This is a genomic window from Micromonospora sp. NPDC047707, from assembly GCF_040704235.1.
In the GTDB taxonomy this organism is placed as follows: domain Bacteria; phylum Actinomycetota; class Actinomycetes; order Mycobacteriales; family Micromonosporaceae; genus Micromonospora.
This window is the reverse complement of record NZ_JBEYSU010000025.1, coordinates 1-17,803: the sequence shown is the minus strand read 5'-3', so window position 1 is coordinate 17,803 and position 17,803 is coordinate 1. Positions and strand designations below refer to the sequence as shown.

Below are 17,803 nucleotides of genomic sequence, written 5' to 3'. Positions count from 1 at the left end.
CTCCTGCCGGGTGAGGTGTCGTGGGCAGGGAACGGGCCCGCGGAGCGTGCCCTCCGCGGGCCCCGGTGATCAGGTCAGAAACATTCCTTGGCGTCCGCGCCGACGTTGACCTTGAGCTTGAGCCCGGTCAGGTTGAACGTGCCAGCGTGGGTGGAGCGGGCCACCTGGCGGAGGTTCTTGATGACCACCGTGTCGGACTGCTGGCCGAACGACTTCTTCTCGCCGGTGGCGCCCTTCGGGCCGCCGGTCAGGGTGGAGGCGTCCTGGCCGATGTTGATGTTCTTGAACTCGGCGTCGCCCTCGAGCAGGTCCATGTCGATCAGCAGTTCGCTCGCGGTGGCCGGCTTGCCGCCCCCACCGGCGTTGATCGTGAGGACGACCGGCGCCCCGGGCACCTTCACCGACTGGCACAGGTCGTAGAGCTTGGCGTCGCGGATGCCGGAGACGGCGACCGGGTGCTTCGTGCCGTTCTCCTCCTCGGCGATCCCGCCGTACTGGACGAAGCCGTTACCGCGCAGCTCCGTCGCGGAAACCTTGAACGTCTGGCCGGAGACGGCGAACGACGCCGCGATCGCGCCGTTGGACATGCCGAACACGATCGCGCCGGCGACTGCCGTCGCGGGCACCATGAGCGCGGCGAAGCGCCGCCACCGGGTACGACCCGGGTTGTCGAACCGATCCTGCACGGGGCCCTCCTCGGGGTGATGTCGCGCGGGGTGGCCGGTCGGCGGGGGTGACGACGCCCGCACCGGGTCGTCACCTGTTACCGGCGGGTAACGAGCGTGCAGTGATGGTGCACCCCTGAGGCCCGCGTCACAAGGCCCGGATTACCTGTCAGTAACAGGGGGCTGACGTACGGGCATGATCTCGTTACAGGACGTTGACAGAACGGCGTCGTTTGTAAAGTTCAAGCTGACCAATATCCGGCATTCCTGGGCACAGAGGTAACGCGCGGTAGCCAAACCATCGACGGATTACGATTCCGTAACGACCACCCGGCGTGAACGGGAAAACACTGAGGGGTGGACCCGTTCGGTCCACCCCTCGTCCGTGCCGGGCCCTCAGCCCGGTCGCGTCACCGCTGCTCGACCTCGCCCGGAGCGGGTCGCTGGCCCGGCACCGACCCGTCGTCGGCCTTCCAGTTGGTCGTCGCCGGCGGGATCTCGTCGCTCATCGGACCGCCCTGCGGTTCGGCCGCCGGCTGCGCGTCGTCGCGCACCGGCTCCTGGTCGACCCGGGTGTCGTCGGTGAGCGGAGCGGCGCCGGCCCGGTGCCGGGCACCGTCACCCCCGCCGTTGCCCCGCAGCACCAGCAGGATGCCCGCCACCAGCGCGATCAGGCCGAGGACGCCGGCCACGATCGGCAGCCACAGGCTGATCAGGCCGATCTTGAACCGGTTGTCCTTCGCCGTCTCGACGCTCTTGGTGATCGTCTCGTCGGTGTAGTTGAAGTCCGCGTCCAGCAGCACCGTGGGCGTGCCGACGTCGGGGCGGAGCTCCTTGTGCTGCTGCTCGCGCACCTTGACGTACGAACCGGTCACCGGGTCCACCCACACCGTGCGGGTGTTGCTGTAGACGACCTGGCCGGTGGTCGCGCCGGGCGAGAACCTGCCGAGCAGGTTCTTGACGCTGTCCTCCGGGGTGTTGAGCACCTCGTTCTCGATGCGCTGCTCGAACCGGTACGCCTCGAGGCCCTTGACGGTCTCGGTGCCGGTGAACTTCGCCGGCAGCGGCTTCTTCAGGTCCCGGTCGAAGATCTGGTAATCCCGCTTCCGGGTGCCGAACGGGAACTTGTAGACCTGGCCGGCGTAGCTCACGTTGCCGACCGGCGTCTGCTCGGCGCCGCTCTCGTTGAGCCACTGCTCCTTCCACGGCGCCGCGGCACCGGACACCCGGAGCAGGGCGAGCTCGGTGCTGTACTGGCTGACCACGTCCTGGTTGTCGGCGCGCCGGACCGTCTGGTAGACGTTCCAGATCACCGCGTCACCCTTGAGCTCCTTGGGCAGCCGGTCCTTGGTGTCCTCGGGCTGCGGGATGACCTCGACCGTGGAGAGCAGCGTGGCCCGCGGAACGTCGATGGTGACCGACTCCCCGACCTTCGTGATCTTCAGGAACTGGGCGTCCTTCGCCTCGGCCACCGACGTGGTCGGGTCGAGGTCGTAGGGGAGCTTGGTCACGGCTGGAGCCACGTACAGCGGCAACCCGGCCGCGAAAACCAGCAACAAGACGCCCAGCCCGAAGAGCGCGGCGCCCACACGAAGCTTCACTCATCCTCCCGCAACCTGCCGCCCTACGACTGTCGCCGGGGGCACCCGATCCTTAACATGGCGGGAGGTTACTCTCCGGTCACCCTCAAAGCGACCCCCTGGATGTCCAGATGTCCACAGCCGCCGCGCCACCTGCGTCGGAGCCTTCGGCCAGCGGCCGACTTCCCGCCCTCGACGCGCTCCGCGCGGTCGGTGCGGCCGCCGTGGTCGGTCACCACGTCGGTTTCCACACCGGCGCGACCGCCGCCGAGCAGTGGGGTGGGTGGCTCGCACGGCTGGACGTCGGGGTCGCGATCTTCTTCGTGCTCTCCGGGTTCCTGCTGTTCCGGCCCTGGGCGCTGAGCGCCGCCACCGGCCGGCCCCGCCCCGGCACCGGCCGGTACCTGTGGCGCCGCGCGCTGCGGATCCTGCCCGCGTACTGGCTGGCGGTGGCGGTCTGCCTGATCGTGCTCCCGCAGAACCGGCCCGCGTCGGCCGGCGACTGGCTGCGCCACCTCACCTTCACCCAGATCTACGAACGGGGTCAGCTCCGGCACGGCCTCAGCCAGACGTGGAGCCTGGCGACCGAGGTGGCGTTCTACCTGATTCTGCCGCTGGTCGCCGCGCTGGCGGTGGGCCGCACCTGGCGGCCGGTCCGCACCACGCTCGTGGCCGCGGGCGGCGTCCTGGTGACCGCCGCCTGGCTCGGCGGTATGGCGGGGGGCTGGCTCGACACCGGCCTGCACACCACCTGGCTCCCCGCGTACGGGGCCTGGTTCGGCGCCGGCATGGCCCTGGCGGCCGCCCACGTGGCGCTGCAGACCCGGACCGCACCGGCGGCCTTCCGGGTGCTGGACGACCTGGCCGCGGCACCGATCGCGTGCTGGGTTGCGGCGGTCGGTCTGCTCGCGATCGCGACGACGCCGGTGGCCGGCCCGCGTGACCTCGCCGAGCCGACCGTGGCGGAGTTCGCCGTCAAACTCACGCTGTACCTCGCGATCGGGGTGCTGATCCTGGTGCCGGTGGCGTTCGGCCGGCCCACCCGGACGCAGGCCGTCCTCGGCGCCGCCCCCGCCCGCTGGCTCGGCGCGGTGTCGTACGGGTTGTTCCTCTGGCACCCGCTGATCCTCGAACTGATCTACCTCGTGGCCGACCGGCCCCTGTTCACCGGCGGTCTGGTCAGCACGTTCGCCCTGACCATGGCCGGTGGCCTGGCCTACGCGGCGGTCAGCTACTACGGCATCGAGCGGCCGATCACGCTGCTCGGCAACCAGCGCCGACAGCAGCCGGTCACGCCCGTCCCCGACGCCCCGCTGCCGGCGGTCGGCCCGTCACGCTGAGCAGCGTCATCGGATCTGACCATTGCCGCCGCCAACTGTTAACGCCTAGTGTGACGCGCGTCGCGAATTTATTACTTGAGAGTAGGACTCGCGTGGAACACAGCGCCGACACCCCCGGACACGTCCTGTTCCTCAACTGGCGGGACACCCGCAACCCCGAGGGTGGCGGCTCCGAGGTGTACGTCGAGCGGATCGCCGCGGAGCTGGTCACCCGCGGCTTCCGTGTCACGTTGTTCTGCGCCGCCCACGACCGGGCACCCGCGGACGAGGTCAACGACGCCGGCGTTCGCCTGGTGCGGCGCGGCGGTCGCCACACGGTGTACCTGTGGGCGGCACTCTGCTACGTCGCCGGCGCCCTGGGCTTCGGCCCGCTCTCGCGGCGGCGGGGCGGCCGGCCGGACATCCTGGTGGACGTCTGCAACGGCCTGCCGTTCCTGGCGCCGCTGTGGGCACGACGGCCGGTGGTGAAGCTGATCCACCACGTCCACCGCGAGCAGTGGCCCGTGGTGCTCCCGCCGTGGGCGGCCCGGTTCGGCTGGTGGGTCGAGTCGTCGTTCGCCGTACGCGTCTACCGCCGCTGCCGCTACGTCACGGTCTCCGAGGCCACCCGCCGCGAACTCGCCACCCTCGGCGTGCCGCCGGAGCAGGTCTCCGTGGTGCACAACGGCACGCCCACCCTTCCCCGCACCGACGTCGAGCGGGCACCGTTCCCGCTGCTCGTGACGCTCAACCGGCTGGTCCCCCACAAGCGCGTCGAGGTGGCGCTGCGGGCCGTCGCGGCCCTCGCCGACGAGTTGCCGCAGCTGCGGCTGGTCGTCGCCGGACAGGGCTGGTGGGAGCCGCACCTGCACGACGTCGCCGGCGACCTGGGCATCAGCGACCGGGTAGAGTTCCGTGGCTTCGTCACGGAGGAGGAGAAGGCGGCCCTGCTCGCCTCGGCGTGGGTGGCGCTGACCCCGTCGCTCAAGGAGGGCTGGGGGCTGACGATCGTGGAGGCAGGCTCCGCCGGCACCCCCACCGTCGCGTTCCGGGACGCCGGCGGCGTCGCCGAGGCCGTGGTGGACGGGCGCACCGGACTGCTCGCCGACGACATCGACGACTACGTGGCCAAGGTGCGCACGCTGCTCCACGAGGACGAAGTCCGGCGGAGGATGGGCGCGGAGGCCCGGCAGCACGCCGCGTCCTTCACCTGGGAGGCCGCGGGCGGGCACTTCGCGGCCATCGTGGCCGCGCAGGATGCGCCCCGCCGGGTTCACCGGCGGGGCGAACCGTCCTACCTGATGCCGTAGACCGTCGGGGCGTACGGATCCTGCTTGCCGGCCCGCTGGGCCGCCTCACGGACGCTCTTGGCCTCCTGTGCCGCCTCGACGTCGGTGGTGGTGGCGGCTGCCGCGACACCCCCGAGGGCCAGGACACCGAGCAACGCCGCGACCAGACCCGAGACGAGCAGGGTGAGGGCTTTACGCATGCCAATCCTCCTATGGCGAGACGTGCGAGCGGACGTTACCACGCGGTAGGCCTCCGGCGTAGCGCCGAAAGTGCCGCACCGAGAACCACCAGGACGGCAGCCGCCAACGCCGCCACGACCGACCACCGCGCCGTTCGGACGGACGCCGGGCGGGCCGCTGCGTCCGGATTGCGGTAGAGCGTGAGGAACGGACCGTCGTGGACGACCTGGAGGCCGGCGAGGGCGGCGGGCTCCACCCGGCCCGCCGACCCGTGCTGGACCACCACCCAGCGCACCCCGGTCGCGGCCACCGGCCGGCCCTCCCGCAGCAGACGGCGCACCTCCCGGACGCGCGGGTTCTCCCCGGCCACCTCCAGGGTCCCCACCCGCAGCGTGTCGTCGGCGAGCACCGTCCCGGGCAGGTAGCGGGGCAGGGGATCCAGCACGACCCGGTCCGGGTTCCACGGGTACGCCCGGTACGCGGACAGCGGCAGCGCCAGGATCTCCCCGGGCTCACCGGTCACCCGCCCGGACACCACCCGCCAGTCCGCCGGGTAGTCGACCGGACGTAGCCGCCCCGCTCCGCCCACCGCGAGGTCCGGCATGGTGGCGATCGGCAGGAGCAGCAACCCCGCCAGGACCAGCCCGGCCAGATCCCGGTCGGCCCGGGCGGCCAGCCGCTCGGCGCCCAGCGCGACGCAGAGCACCAGCAGCAGCGCGTACGGGGCGAGGAACTTCTGTCCGTCACGCAGCAGCCCGGCGCCCGGCACCTCCACCACGGCCCACCGCAGCAGCGCGTCCCCGCCGGGGAGCACGCCGAGCGCCGCGAGCAGGAAACCCCCGGCGGCGAGGATCGCCAGCCGCCCGGCTGCGCCCGCCGGCAGTCGCCGCCACAGCAGGCCGACACCGGCCGCCGCGAGCGCCAGCAGCACCAGTGTCACCAGCGGCACCAGCGGCGCGGACCGGCTGCCGGGCGTCGCCTGGGCGCTCCAGATGCCACCGGTGCCCGCCAGCGCGGCCAGGGGGCCGGCCCAGTTCTCGGCGCGGGCGGCGAACGCCGCCACCCCGGCCGGGTCCGAGGAACCACCGGCCCCGGTGACCGCCGCCGCCACGATCCACGGGGCGTTGAGCAGCGCGACGGCACCCACCACCAGCGCCGACACCCGCCGGCGGCCCCGACCGACCACGAGCAGGGCCACCGTGCCGAACGCGAGCAGACCACCGGTCGGGGTGATCGCGGCGGGCGCCGCGACGAGCACCAGCCGGGGCGCCGCGCCCGGCACGCCCGCCCGCACCTGGAGCGCCCCGCGCACGATCCACGGCAGCGCCGCGTACGCGACGAGCAGCCCCCACTGCCCGATCAGCAGCCGTTCGGCGAGGTACGGCGTCCACGCGTACCCGACCGCGGCGAGCAGCCGCACCGCTCGCCGCTCCGTCGGCACGAGACGACCGGCCCCGACGGCGGCCAGGAACACCGCCGCGACGAGTACCAGCCGCTGGAGCAGCCAGCCCGGCAGGAGCTGCGTGACGACGGAGACCACCGCGTCCATCGGCACCGCACGCGGCAGGCTCTGCGCGGGCGCGACCAGTTCCCAGCTCAGCGGCTGCCGGGGCACGAACACCATGTCGTACAGCAGCACGTAGCCGGGTAGGGCGAGCGGGGCGAGCACCAGCGCGGTGACGGCGGCGGCGACGACGTACAGCGACGCCGAGCGGCTGTGGACGGCGGGGGGCATGGGACCGGTACTCAGGACGCCGGCACCAGCCTGCCGACGGTGATCAGGTTGGTGCAGAGACCGACCTTCGGATCGTCGACCGTGATCTGGACGGCGTCCCCCGCCCCTTCCAGGTTGAAGTAGACCTCGTTGAGGCCGCGCCGCAGGTCGAGCTCCCGCGTCGCCTCGCCGAGCCGGAACGTCGCCGTGGCCTCCCCGGAGCTGAGGTAGCCGAAGTGCACCACGTACGGCCACTCCTCCAGCGGGCCGTCCAGCGGGATCCGGGTGGACAGACCGTCCCTGACAATGTGCCCGCAGTCGGGCACGCCACCGGGCAGGATCTTCCGGCCCTGCACCGCGGCGGGCCGGATACGGCCCGCGTCGTCGAACATCGACGGCCGCTCGGCCACCGTCACGAAGACCGGCCGGCGCTCCGCCGGGCGGAAGAAGTGCGACTGCCGGTTGTCCGGCCAGAAGTACCCGGCGACGACCCGGTCGGGCACGAGACCGTCCAGGAAGACGGTCCCCGGTGGGGCCGCCGCCAACTCCTCCTGAGCGGTGGCCAGGTACTCGCGGCCGTGCTTGGTGCTCCAGTTGTCGCCGAACCGGGCGGTGGTCCAGAGCGTGCCGACCCCGATGGTCACCAGCACGGCGATCATCGACACCAGCCCGACCGCGAACGCGCCGGGCTCGCGCAGCACGGTCGGCACCGGCCAGGCGCTGACGTCGGCCTCCTCCGCGTCGGAGCGGCCCAGCAGGGCCGTTCCCACGCAGATCGCGGCGACCACCACCACGTCGGCGACGTACCGGGGCACCAGACCGGCGAGCGGGCTGAGCACGTCGCCCAGCCGGGTGGCGGCGAACAGCGCGCCCACCATCGCGACGTACGACAGCAGGAGCAGCCACGCCCGACCGGCCGACGGACGCCGCCGCACGGTCACCACGACCACCGTGAGCAGCGCCGCCCAGGACAGCCACATCGCCACGTCGTACGGGTCCGCCAGTGGCGGCCCGTCACCGGCGTACGTCCACCGCCACGGGCCGCCCAGCAGCCCGGGGATCAGCGTCTTCCCGATCAGGTCCCCGAGGAACCCGAAAACCTCGCCGACCGAGCGTGGACCGGCCAGTTCCCCGGCCGGTCGGGTCAGGTAGAACGCCAGGTAGGCCCCCGAGAGCACACCCAGGATCAGCCACGCCGGCCAGTGCCGGCGGACGGTCTGCGCCAGGGACCGCCCCACCCCGCCCGAGGTGAAGAGGAAGAGCGTCAGGAGGAACAGCAGCGGCGCGATCAGCAGCGCCTTGGTGTCGAACAGCAGGCCGAAGACCAGCCACAGCGCGATGCCGACCAGGTGCCGCTTCCGCCCGGTCCGCACGTACCGCACCTGGGCCTTGACGGCGAGCACCATCGCCAACTGCACGGGCAGCAGCAGCAACCCGACCAGCCAGAGCGAGGACGCCTCCAGGGTCAGCGGGCTGAACAGGAACATGCACAGCGGGATCAGCAGGCCCCAGCCGGGACGCAGCAGGTCGCGCAGCAACCGGTAGAAGGCGACGCCCAGCGCGGCCTGGCCGACGGCCAGGAGCACCACCCACGGCCAGCCGGTGAAGCCGGCCGCCCGGACCATCAACCACGTCGCCAGCAGGCCGCCCGGCATCAGGTGGTTGTTGAAGGTCTGGAGGAGGAAGTCCGGTGTCAGTTGCGTGTCAATGGCCCGGGCGGCGATCACGAACTCGTCCTGGGAGAACCACCCCCGGGTGGCGAGGCTCGCGCGCCACGCCACGGCGACGACGATCAGGGCGATCGCGACGGCGCGGACGCGGTCGGCGCGGAGCCACCGTCCGAGGGACCAGCGTCCACCGTCGGCCGGTGCGGCCGGTTCCGGACGCGTCACGGCCTCAGCTTCTGGCATTGACATGGTCGGCAGCCTGCCACACGCTTACACGCCGTGGGGACCGCCGTTTTCCCGATACGCGACCCCAGCGCCCCAGGTCGCCGCCCGGAACGGTGTCCGGCTACCCTCTCGCGACACCGCCAGGCGTGGGCGGCGCGTCAGGACGGCGGAGACAGGAGCCGAGATGCGTGCAGAGGTGACAGATGCCACCGATCCGGGACTGAGCCGGACACGGCGTAACGCCCGGCGCTTCCGGCACCTGACCATCTGCATCGCGCTCTCCGCGCTCGCCTTCCAGCAGGAACCCGGCCTGATCGTGCCGGACACCAAGGTCGACCTCAACGTCAACCCCGCCGGCTGGCTGCTCCGCTCCCTGCACCTGTGGGATCCCGCCGGCACGTTCGGCCAGCTCCAGAACCAGGCGTACGGATATCTCTGGCCGATGGGACCGTTCTTCCTCGTCGGCTCGGAACTCGGCCTCGCCCCGTGGGTGGTCCAGCGGCTGTGGTGGGCGCTGCTCTTCTGCGTCGCGTACCTGGGCGCGGTCCGGCTGGCCGGCCGGCTCGGCATCGGCACCCCCGCCGGCCGCATGATCGCCGGCGTCGCGTTCGCGCTCTCCCCCCGCATCCTGACGCAGCTCGGCTGGTCGTCCGTGGAGGCCTGGCCCAGCGCGGTCGCGCCCTGGGTGCTGATCCCCCTGGTGGGCCTGGCGCGGGGAGCCCCGCTGCGGCGCGCCGTCGCCGGATCGGCGGTGGCCGTCGCCTGCGCCGGCGGGGTCAACGCGACGGCGGTGTTCGCGGTCGTCCCGCTCGCCGTACTCTGGCTGGCCACGCTGCGGCCGCTACGCCTCCGGCTCACCGCGCTCGCCGCCTGGTGCGGTGCGGTCCTCCTGGCCACCGCCTGGTGGCTGGTGCCACTGCTGACCCTCGGCCGCTACAGCCCCCCGTTCCTCGACTACATCGAGACCGCCCGCTTCACCACCAGCGTCACGGACGCGGTCACGGTCCTCCGCGGCACCTCGTACTGGGTGGCGTACCTGGGCAACCCGTTCGGGCCGACGATCCCGGCCGGAGCGCGACTCGCCACCGAGCCGCTGCTCGTCGTGGCCACGCTGGTGGTCGCCGGTCTGGGCGTGCTGGGCCTGTCCCGGCGCGGGATGCCCCACCGCCGGTTCCTCGTCACCGGCGTGGTGCTCGGTGCCGCCATGGTCGGCCTCGGCCACCTCGGCGACCTGCCGAACACCTTCGCCGAGCCCCAGCGCCAGTTCCTCGACGCGGCCGGCGCGCCGCTACGCAACGTGCACAAGTTCGACGTCCTGCTGCGCCTGCCGCTGGCGCTCGGCGTGGCACACCTGGTCGGCCTGACGGTACGGGCCGCGCGGACCGCGCCCGCCCGGCGCCGTCGCCGTACGGCGGCCCGCGCCTGGCTGACCGCGGGGGTGGCGATGACGGCGGTCGCCGGGGTGGCCGCGCCGGCGCTCGCCGGCTCGCTCGCGACACCCGGCAGCGTCCGCGACGTCCCCGGCTACTGGCAGGAAGCCGCCGACTGGCTGGACGCGAAGAGCGACGGCGGGCGGGTGCTCGTCGTCCCCGGCGCCCGGTTCCCCTCCTACGACTGGGGCAACACCACCGACGAGATCACGCAGCCGCTGCTCGACGGCCCGTGGGCGGTCCGCAACGCCATCCCGTTCACCCCGCCGGCCACGATCCGACTGCTCGACGCGATCGAGTCCACGCTCGCCACCGGCGCGGGCTCGGCCGGGCTCGCCGACCTCCTCGCGCGCTCGGGGGTCAGCCACGTCCTGTTCCGCGCCGACCTCGACCACGGCCGCTCGGACACGGCCCGCCCGCTGGTCGTGCGCCAGGCGCTGGAACGGTCACCCGGCCTGACCCGGGTGGCTACCTTCGGCCCGGTGCGGGGCGGCCCACCCGAGGGCACGCACCGCGACCAGGGCCTCGACGCTCCGGTGCGGGCCCTGGAGATGTACCGGGTCGACCGTCCCGTGGAACGGGTCGTCGCGTACGACAGCGCGGACGTCACGACCGTGGTGGGCGGTCCCGAGTCACTTCTCGACCTCGCCGCGGCCGGGCAACTTCCCGCGGCGCCGACCATCCTCGCCGGCGACCTGCCCGACGGCGGGCCGCCCGGTGCGGTCACCCTCACCGACGGGCTCCGCAAGCGGGACGTGTCGTTCGGCCGGCTGCGCGACAACACGTCCGCGACCCTCACCGCCGCCGACACCTACGACGTACCGGCGCCGGCCCACGACTACCTGCCCGAGTGGGGCGCCGAGCAGAGCACGGTCGCGCGCTTCGAGGGCATCGACGCCGTCCGGGCGTCCTCCGCCCGCTCGCAGGTCGGGGTACGCGGCGGCGCCCGGCCCGAGCACCAGCCGTACGCGGCGATCGACGGGGACGTCACCACGTCCTGGCAGTCCGCCCCGGACACCGGCGGCAGCGGGCAGTGGCTCCAGATCGACCTCGCCAACCCGACCCGGGTGACCGAGGTCCGGGTCCGCTTCGACCTGACCGCCGACACGGTGCCGACGAAGGTGACGGTCACCGCCGGCTTCGAGGCGCTCTCCGTCGAGTCGTTCGGCGACAGCATGACGTTCGCCCTGCCCGGCGTCCACGCGACCCGGGACGTCCGGATCGCCATCGACGGCACCATCGGCACCGGCCGCGGTGGCGGCACGGTCGGCATCGCCGAGGTCGAGATCCCCGGCATCCGCACCAGCCGCACGCTGGCACTGCCCGCCGCCCCCGCCACCGAGCGCCCGGCGGCGCTGCTCGTCTCGGCGGCTCCGACCACGCCGGCCTGCTTCTTCGTCGACGGCCGCCCCCGCTGCTCGACCGACGCCGCCCGGGGTTCCGAGGACGGCCGCGCGATCGACCGCACGGCGACCCTGCCGGCCGCCGGCACGTACACCGCGAAGGTGTGGGCGCGCCCGACACCGGGCGATGCGCTGAACGCGGCCCTCGACGAGGAGGTGGCCGCCGCTCAGGCGCTGCGGCTGGCCCCCACGGTGACCGCTTCCTCCACGGCCGTCCCCGACCCGGCCGGCCGGCCGGGCGCCGCGCTCGACGGGGACCCGGCGACCGCCTGGTCCCCCGCCACCAGCGACGAGGCCCCGATCCTGCGCCTGCAGTGGCTCCGGCCGCAGCTCATCACGGGTCTGCGGTTCTCGCTCCCCGCCGACGCGGCCGCCACGAAGGTGGGCAGCGTACGGGTGGTCGGTGACGACGGTGTCCGGGGCGGGCTGCTGGGCGCCGGCGGCCTCCTCACCATGGACCCGCCGATGCGCACCGACGAGATCACCATCCAGTTCCTCGACAAGCCCTCCGTGTACAGCACCGACCCGTACGGGCTGCGCCCACCGGAGCCGCTACCGGTCGCGGTCGGTGAGATCACCGTCCTGCCGGCGGCGTCCACGGTGCGGCCGAAGCTGGACGCGCCCGTCCGGCTCGCCTGCGGCACCGGCCCGACGGTGGAGGTCGGCGGAGCCCGCGTCACCACCGCGCTCCGGGCCACCGTGCGGGACCTGCTGGAGCTGCGCGAGGTGCCGGCGGAGCCGTGCGGCCGTGGCACCCCCCGGCAGATCCGGCTCGCCGAGGGCGACCAGCGTCTCGTCGCCTCGGCCAGCCGCCTGGCCGCGCCCACCCGGGTCGCGCTGGTGCCGAAGGAGACCGGGACCACCGGCGCGGTGACGCCGAGCGCCGTCCAGGTCTCCTCGTGGGACGCCACCGAGCGACGGGTACGCGTCGGCGAGCACGCCGCCGACCGTGTCCTCGCCGTCCGGGAGAACACCAACCCCGGCTGGGAGGCCACCGTGGCCGGCAAGCCGCTACGGCCGGTCGTCGTCGACGGGTGGCAGCAGGGCTGGCTGCTGCCGGCCGGTGTCTCCGGCGAGGTCGTCCTGCGCTTCGCGCCCGACGGCTCGTACCGGGTGGGCCTGCTCGCCGGCGGTGTCCTGCTCGTGGTGGTCGTGGTCCTGGCGGTGCTCCCCGACCGCCACCGGGGTGACCGACCGCCGACCCGTGCGGTCCGGCGCCGGTTGACCCGGTCCGTCCCCCTGCTGGCGGTCGGCGCCGTCGCGCTGCTGATGCTCGGTGGCCTCGTCGGCGGTCTGCTGGTCGCCGCCGGCGTCCTGCTCGCCCTCCCCGGCGCGATCCCGCTGCCCCGGTCGGCGGATCCACGCCGGGTCCGGCTCGTCACCCGGATCGCCGAGACCTGGCTCCCGGCCGCCCTGGTCGTCCTGGCGGGCTGGGCGTACCTCGACGCCGCGCAACGGCACACGGCCGTCCTTCCGCAACTGCTCATGGTGCTCGCCCTCGGCTGCCTCTGGGTGTCGACGACCGTCCGGCGGCGGCCCGTCCGGCGCACACCGCCACGGCCGGCCGAGTCCGCGTCGCCGCCCGTCCCGCCGCCCGGGCTGCCGCACCAGCGCGGTCCGGAGGCAGCCTCGTGGCGCGACTCCGACCTGTCGGGGATCACGTGAACCGGCGAACCGCCGGTGGCGACGTGGTGCGTACGCGTCCCGAGCCCGTCGGCGTACGCGCGCTGGGCGCGGCCGGCCTCGCCGTCACCGCCGCCGGGATCCTGGGGAACGGTCTCGCCTACGTGGCGCCGGTCCTGGCCGCCCGGCAGCTCGACGCGGCCGACCTCAGCGCCCTCGCCACCGCCCTCGGCCTGATCGCCATCGCGAGCGTGCCGGGATTCGGCCTGCAGCTCGCCGTCGCGGTGCACCACGCCCGGCACGGGCACTCGGACACCCGCCGGGCCGCCCTGGTGACCGCCACGCTCTGCGCGGGGGCGCTGGTCGTGGCCACTCCGCTGCTCACCACCGCGCTGCGCCTCCCGGTCGAGGTGTCGATCCTGTCCGCGGTCACCACGGCGGCGATCGTGCTCGCCTGCCGCCCGCTCGGGGAACTCCAGGGCGGGCAGCGGTTCGTCCGGCTCGCCGTCGGGATGGTCCTGCTGGCCGTCGGCCGGTACGGGGGCGTACTCGTCGGTCTGCTCCTGGGTCTCGGACTGACCGGGTCGCTGCTCCTCGGCGCGGTGTCCGCCGTGCTCACCCCGCTCGCGCTCGCCGTGCTGGCCCGACCCGCCACGGAGACGGCCGCACCGGGGGCCCCGCCGCTCGGCGCCAACCGGATCCTCACCGGTTGCGGGGCGACGCTCGCCATGCTCGTCGTCTCGTACGCGGACCTGCTGCTCGCCCGCCAGCTGCTGCCGGCCGGCGACGCGGGGGCGTACGCCGTGGGGACGGTCCTCACGAAGGGCGCGCTCTGGGCACCGCAGGTGGCGACGGTGCTCGCCCTGCCCCGGCTGGCCCGCGGCGACCGGCGCAGCCGGACCGTCGCGCTGGCCCTCACCGGCGGGTGCGGGCTGCTGCTGGTGCTCGCCTCGGCGTCCGCCGGTGGGCTGGCGTTCCGGCTCGCCGGGGGCACCGACTACACCCATCTCGGTGGGTACGCGCCGCTCTTCGCCGCCGTCGGGGCGCTCTACGCGGTCGTGTTCGTTCTGCTGAACGCCGCGGTCGCGGCCGGGGTCCGCTGGCCCGCCGCGCCCCTGTGGGTGGGGAGCGTCGTCCTGGTCGTCACCGCGGTGTCGATCGCGCCCCGTACGGTGGCCGGCCTGCTCTGGTGCGCCCTCGGCACCGCCGTGGTCATGACGCTCACGATGGCCGTCCGCGCGTGGCTGACGCCGCCGCGTGCCCTGCAGCCGGCGTCTCCCGGTGTGCGGGGCCACGGCTGACCTGCCGGGATCAGCCCTCGGCGAGCCAGCGGTTCAGCAGGTGGTGGTCGATCGAGTCGAGCCGACCGAGCGGCCGGCCCGCGGCCACCCGCTCCCGCAGCTCGGCACGGGTGAACCAGCGTGCCTCCAGCAGTTCGTGGCCGTCGACCCGTACCTCCTCGGACGCGGCGGTGGCCCGGAACCCCACCATCAGTCCGGCCGGGAACGGCCAGGCCTGCGAGCCCTGGTACGCCACGTCCGTCACGACCACACCGGCCTCCTCGGCCATCTCCCGCCGGACCGCGTCCTCCAGGCTCTCGCCCACCTCGACGAAGCCGGCCAGCGTCGAGTACGCCCCCTCGGGTGCGCCGGCGTGCCGGGCCAGCAGGCAGCGGCCCGGCGGACCGGGGGCCTCCACCAGCACGATGATCGCCGGTTCGATCCGGGGGAAGAACAGCCGGCCGCAGTGCACCGCGGCGCAGCGGCGGACGTGCCCCGCGTCCCGGGCCTCCGTCGGCGCGCCGCACGTGCCGCAGTACCGCTGCTGGCGGTGCCAGTGCAGCAGGCCCCGCGCGTACGCCTGGGTGGCCGCCTCGGCGGGGGTGACCCGCCCGACGAGCCTCCGTACGTCGGTGACCGCGGTCGCCCCGGCCAGTTGGCGGGCGGCGTCCTCGGTCAGCCCGGACAGGTCCACCGCGAAGACCGGCTCCCCGGCGTCCAGGCCGAGGAACACGGCCTCGTCAGCGACAGCACGCGCCTGCGCAGCCCGTTCCCCGACCAACCGGACCGGTGTGTCCCCGGCCACCAGGCAGTGGTCCCGCCAGAGGGCCAGCACCCGCGCCCCGGGCCCGGCCAGCAACGCCGCCATCCGCTCCGGGTCGGCCCGCAGCGCCCCCACCCGGTCCACCCAGCCACCGCCGTACGCCAGGACCGCATCGTCCACCCGCATGCTCACACCGTTTCATGTTCGCCACCGTGGGCGACCATCGGGTCGGTCCGCGACACGCGCTGACGGGACGGGCCGGGAGCAGGCTGCCGCGGCGCCGACACGTTGGTTACCGTAGTTGTCTTCCGGGCGGGAAACCCGCTCGTGTGTTGCGCCCCCGATCGAGGTGACTGTGACGCTGTACGGCGAAAAAACCCCGCCCGCCGACGACCGGCCCACCGTGCAGGTGACCGCGGTGCGGTGGCCGGTCGAGGAGTCGGTGCCCGCCGGGTCGCCGGGTCGCGGGCGGTCCCGCCGCGCCCGGCTGCTGCTCGCCACCGGGCTCGCCACCGCGGTGCTCGCTTCCGTGGCCGGTGTGGGCGCCTACGCGTACGCCGGTGACGTGCCGCGCGGCACGACGGTGCTCGGCGCCGAGCTCGGCGGCCGGAGCCGCTCGGACGCCGCCCGCGAGCTCCGTGCGGAGCTGGACCGGCGGGCGGCCGAGTTCGGCGCACCGGTGACCGTACGCGTCGGCGAGCGCACGGCGGAGATCAACCCGGCCGATGTCGGGCTCGCGGTCGACGTCGACGCGACCGTCGCGGCCGCCGTGCAGGCGGAGGCGCACGCGGTCGACCGGCTGGTCGGGTCCCGCGACGTGCAGCCGGTGGTGACCGTGGACGTGGCCCGCCTCGACGCGGCGCTCAAGAAGGTCGTGGGCGACCAGGGCCGCAAGATGACCATGCCGGCGATCACCTGGAGCGGCCTCACCCCGAAGGCCGTGCATCCGAAGCCCAGCCTCGCCCTCGACCCGGAGCGTTCCGCGCAGGTGGTACGCGAGGGTTGGCTGAGTGATCAGCCGATCGCCGTCCCGCTCATCGAGAAGCACCCGGCGACCACCGCCGAGGAGGTCGACACGATGGTGGCCGAGCTGGCGAAGCCCGCGGTGGCGGCGCCGGTCACGCTGACCACGGACAAGGGCTCGGTGACGATCCCGCCGTCGGCCATCGCGAAGAGCCTGCGGTTCAGCGCCGACGACGCCGGCAAGCTGACCGCGCGGGTGGACGTCAAGCGGCTCCGTACGGCGCTCGGCGGCGACCTGGCCAAGGTCGAGGTGCCCCCGCAGGACGCGCAGATCACCCTCACCGGCGGCAAGCCGAAGATCACCGACGGCAAGCCGGGGCAGCAGCTGGACACCTCCACGCTCGGGGAGGCCCTGCTCGCGGTCCTGCCCTTGGCGGACGGCCGGAAGGTCACCGGCACGCTCAAGCCGGCGGAGCCGGAGCTGACCGCGGCGAAGCTCGCCGGGCTGGGCATCAAGGAGCGGGTCTCGACGTTCACCACCAGGTTCCCCGGTGGGCTCTCCTCGCCGCGCAGCCAGAACATCATCACCGCCGCCAGGGACGTCGACAACACGCTCGTCCTGCCCGGCGAGACGTTCTCGCTCAACGGGCACACGGGGGAGCGGGGCTACGCCCAGGGCTACAAGGACGCCCCGGTCATCCTCAACGGCAAGCTGGTGCCCGGCGTCGGCGGTGGCGTCTCCCAGTTCACCACGACGCTGTTCAACGCGACCTACTACGCCGGCCTGGAGGACGTCGAGCACAAGCCGCACTCGTTCTACTTCAGCCGCTACCCGGCCGTCATCGAGTCGACGATCTTCTACCCGGACCTGGACTTCAAGTTCCGGAACAACACCGACCACGGCGTGCTGATCGACACCTCGTACACGGCCAGCACCATCACCGTCTCGATCTGGAGCACGAAGATCTGGGACAGCGTGAAGACCGAGTACGGCCCGCGCCGCAACGTCACCAAGCCGAAGACGGTCTACCTGGAGCCGGGCCCCACCTGCATCGCCGCCGCCGGCAGCGACGGCTTCACGCAGGACGCGTACCGGGTCTTCCGCAAGGACGGCAAGGTGGTCAAGCGGGAGAAGTTCAGCTGGCGCTACGACGCCGAGCCGCGCTTCATCTGCGCCCCCGAACCCTCCTGACCGCCGTCCCGCGCAAGCTCCACACGGCCCCGCCGGCATCCTCGCCGGCGGGGCTTCGTCATGGCGTACGCACACCACGTCCCGCCCAGGGCCACGCGCACCTGTGCGTGCTCCTGGGCCCGCCGCTCGCCGGCGTGCGGCATGCCGTTGCCGGCGGGCTCGTGAGCTCCTCGACAAGGCGTGCTGGACCGGGCCGAGCCGCAGCCCGGGGCGGCGGTTTCCTGCCGGTGAGCCGGCCAAGCGGAGGTTGTAGCGCCGGCCGATGGTCGTTTCCGGGTGGGCGGCGTTGCGGTATCCGACAGGGTCGGTCACCACCATGCCCGCGGCATATCGAATCGATCACCCGCCGGCACCCGCCGGTGGCTTGGCGCCGATTCCGGGTTGTGGCATGGCGCCGGTGAAGAACAAAAAGGGGGGAAACGCGTTCAGGGCCACCCAGTTGGGCGGCCCTGAACGGGAAAGATGTCCGGCGGTGTCCTACTCTCCCACACCCTCCCGAGTGCAGTACCA

At 73.7% G+C, this 17,803-nt stretch carries 11 protein-coding genes; 5 read left to right on the top strand and 6 right to left on the bottom strand.

Annotated elements, in window-relative coordinates:
- Positions 1 to 74: 74 nt before the first annotated feature.
- Both AB0873_RS23030 and AB0873_RS23025 read right to left on the bottom strand, forming a co-directional pair.
- Positions 75 to 686 (bottom strand): DUF6230 family protein, encoded by a 612-nt coding sequence (locus AB0873_RS23030; protein ID WP_155329788.1) that lies wholly within the window; start codon positions 684 to 686, stop codon positions 75 to 77.
- Positions 687 to 1,075: 389 nt separating this feature from the next.
- On the bottom strand, positions 1,076 to 2,266 hold the full coding sequence (locus AB0873_RS23025; RefSeq protein ID WP_366602043.1) for a DUF3068 domain-containing protein: 1,191 nt from the start codon (positions 2,264 to 2,266) through the stop codon (positions 1,076 to 1,078).
- A 110-nt stretch (positions 2,267 to 2,376) separates the two neighbouring features.
- Between AB0873_RS23025 and AB0873_RS23020 the strand changes: the two genes are divergently transcribed.
- The gene (locus tag AB0873_RS23020; RefSeq protein ID WP_366602041.1) at positions 2,377 to 3,585 is read left to right on the top strand and encodes an acyltransferase; all 1,209 of its coding nucleotides are present in this window, start codon (positions 2,377 to 2,379) and stop codon (positions 3,583 to 3,585) included.
- 92 nt (positions 3,586 to 3,677) lie between these two features.
- Positions 3,678 to 4,874 (top strand): glycosyltransferase family 4 protein, encoded by a 1,197-nt coding sequence (locus tag AB0873_RS23015; protein ID WP_155329785.1) that lies wholly within the window; start codon positions 3,678 to 3,680, stop codon positions 4,872 to 4,874.
- Here the strand turns inward: AB0873_RS23015 and AB0873_RS23010 are convergent.
- Genes AB0873_RS23010 through AB0873_RS23000 form a run of 3 tightly spaced genes read right to left on the bottom strand, consistent with a single transcriptional unit; the run spans position 4,859 to position 8,663 of the window.
- Positions 4,859 to 5,053 (bottom strand): hypothetical protein, encoded by a 195-nt coding sequence (locus AB0873_RS23010; RefSeq protein WP_366602040.1) that lies wholly within the window; start codon positions 5,051 to 5,053, stop codon positions 4,859 to 4,861. The genes AB0873_RS23015 and AB0873_RS23010 overlap by 16 nt on opposite strands.
- Before the next feature lie 35 nt (positions 5,054 to 5,088).
- Positions 5,089 to 6,768, bottom strand: coding sequence for a hypothetical protein (locus tag AB0873_RS23005; RefSeq protein ID WP_366602038.1), 1,680 nt, complete (start codon positions 6,766 to 6,768; stop codon positions 5,089 to 5,091).
- 11 nt (positions 6,769 to 6,779) lie between these two features.
- Positions 6,780 to 8,663: a hypothetical protein gene (locus tag AB0873_RS23000; RefSeq protein WP_155329782.1), complete on the bottom strand. Its 1,884-nt coding sequence runs from the start codon at positions 8,661 to 8,663 to the stop codon at positions 6,780 to 6,782.
- Positions 8,664 to 8,823: 160 nt separating this feature from the next.
- Between AB0873_RS23000 and AB0873_RS22995 the strand changes: the two genes are divergently transcribed.
- Positions 8,824 to 13,137 (top strand): alpha-(1->3)-arabinofuranosyltransferase, encoded by a 4,314-nt coding sequence (locus AB0873_RS22995; RefSeq protein WP_366602037.1) that lies wholly within the window; start codon positions 8,824 to 8,826, stop codon positions 13,135 to 13,137.
- The gene (locus AB0873_RS22990) at positions 13,134 to 14,396 is read left to right on the top strand and encodes a polysaccharide biosynthesis protein (RefSeq protein ID WP_366602035.1); all 1,263 of its coding nucleotides are present in this window, start codon (positions 13,134 to 13,136) and stop codon (positions 14,394 to 14,396) included. The genes AB0873_RS22995 and AB0873_RS22990 overlap by 4 nt, the downstream gene beginning before the upstream one ends.
- Before the next feature lie 10 nt (positions 14,397 to 14,406).
- On the opposite strand, the gene nudC is transcribed toward AB0873_RS22990, so the two are convergent.
- Positions 14,407 to 15,324 (bottom strand): NAD(+) diphosphatase, encoded by a 918-nt coding sequence (nudC, locus tag AB0873_RS22985; RefSeq protein ID WP_366602034.1) that lies wholly within the window; start codon positions 15,322 to 15,324, stop codon positions 14,407 to 14,409.
- 163 nt (positions 15,325 to 15,487) lie between these two features.
- Between nudC and AB0873_RS22980 the strand changes: the two genes are divergently transcribed.
- The gene (locus tag AB0873_RS22980) at positions 15,488 to 17,293 is read left to right on the top strand and encodes a VanW family protein (RefSeq protein ID WP_366602032.1); all 1,806 of its coding nucleotides are present in this window, start codon (positions 15,488 to 15,490) and stop codon (positions 17,291 to 17,293) included.
- Positions 17,294 to 17,803: the final 510 nt, after the last annotated feature.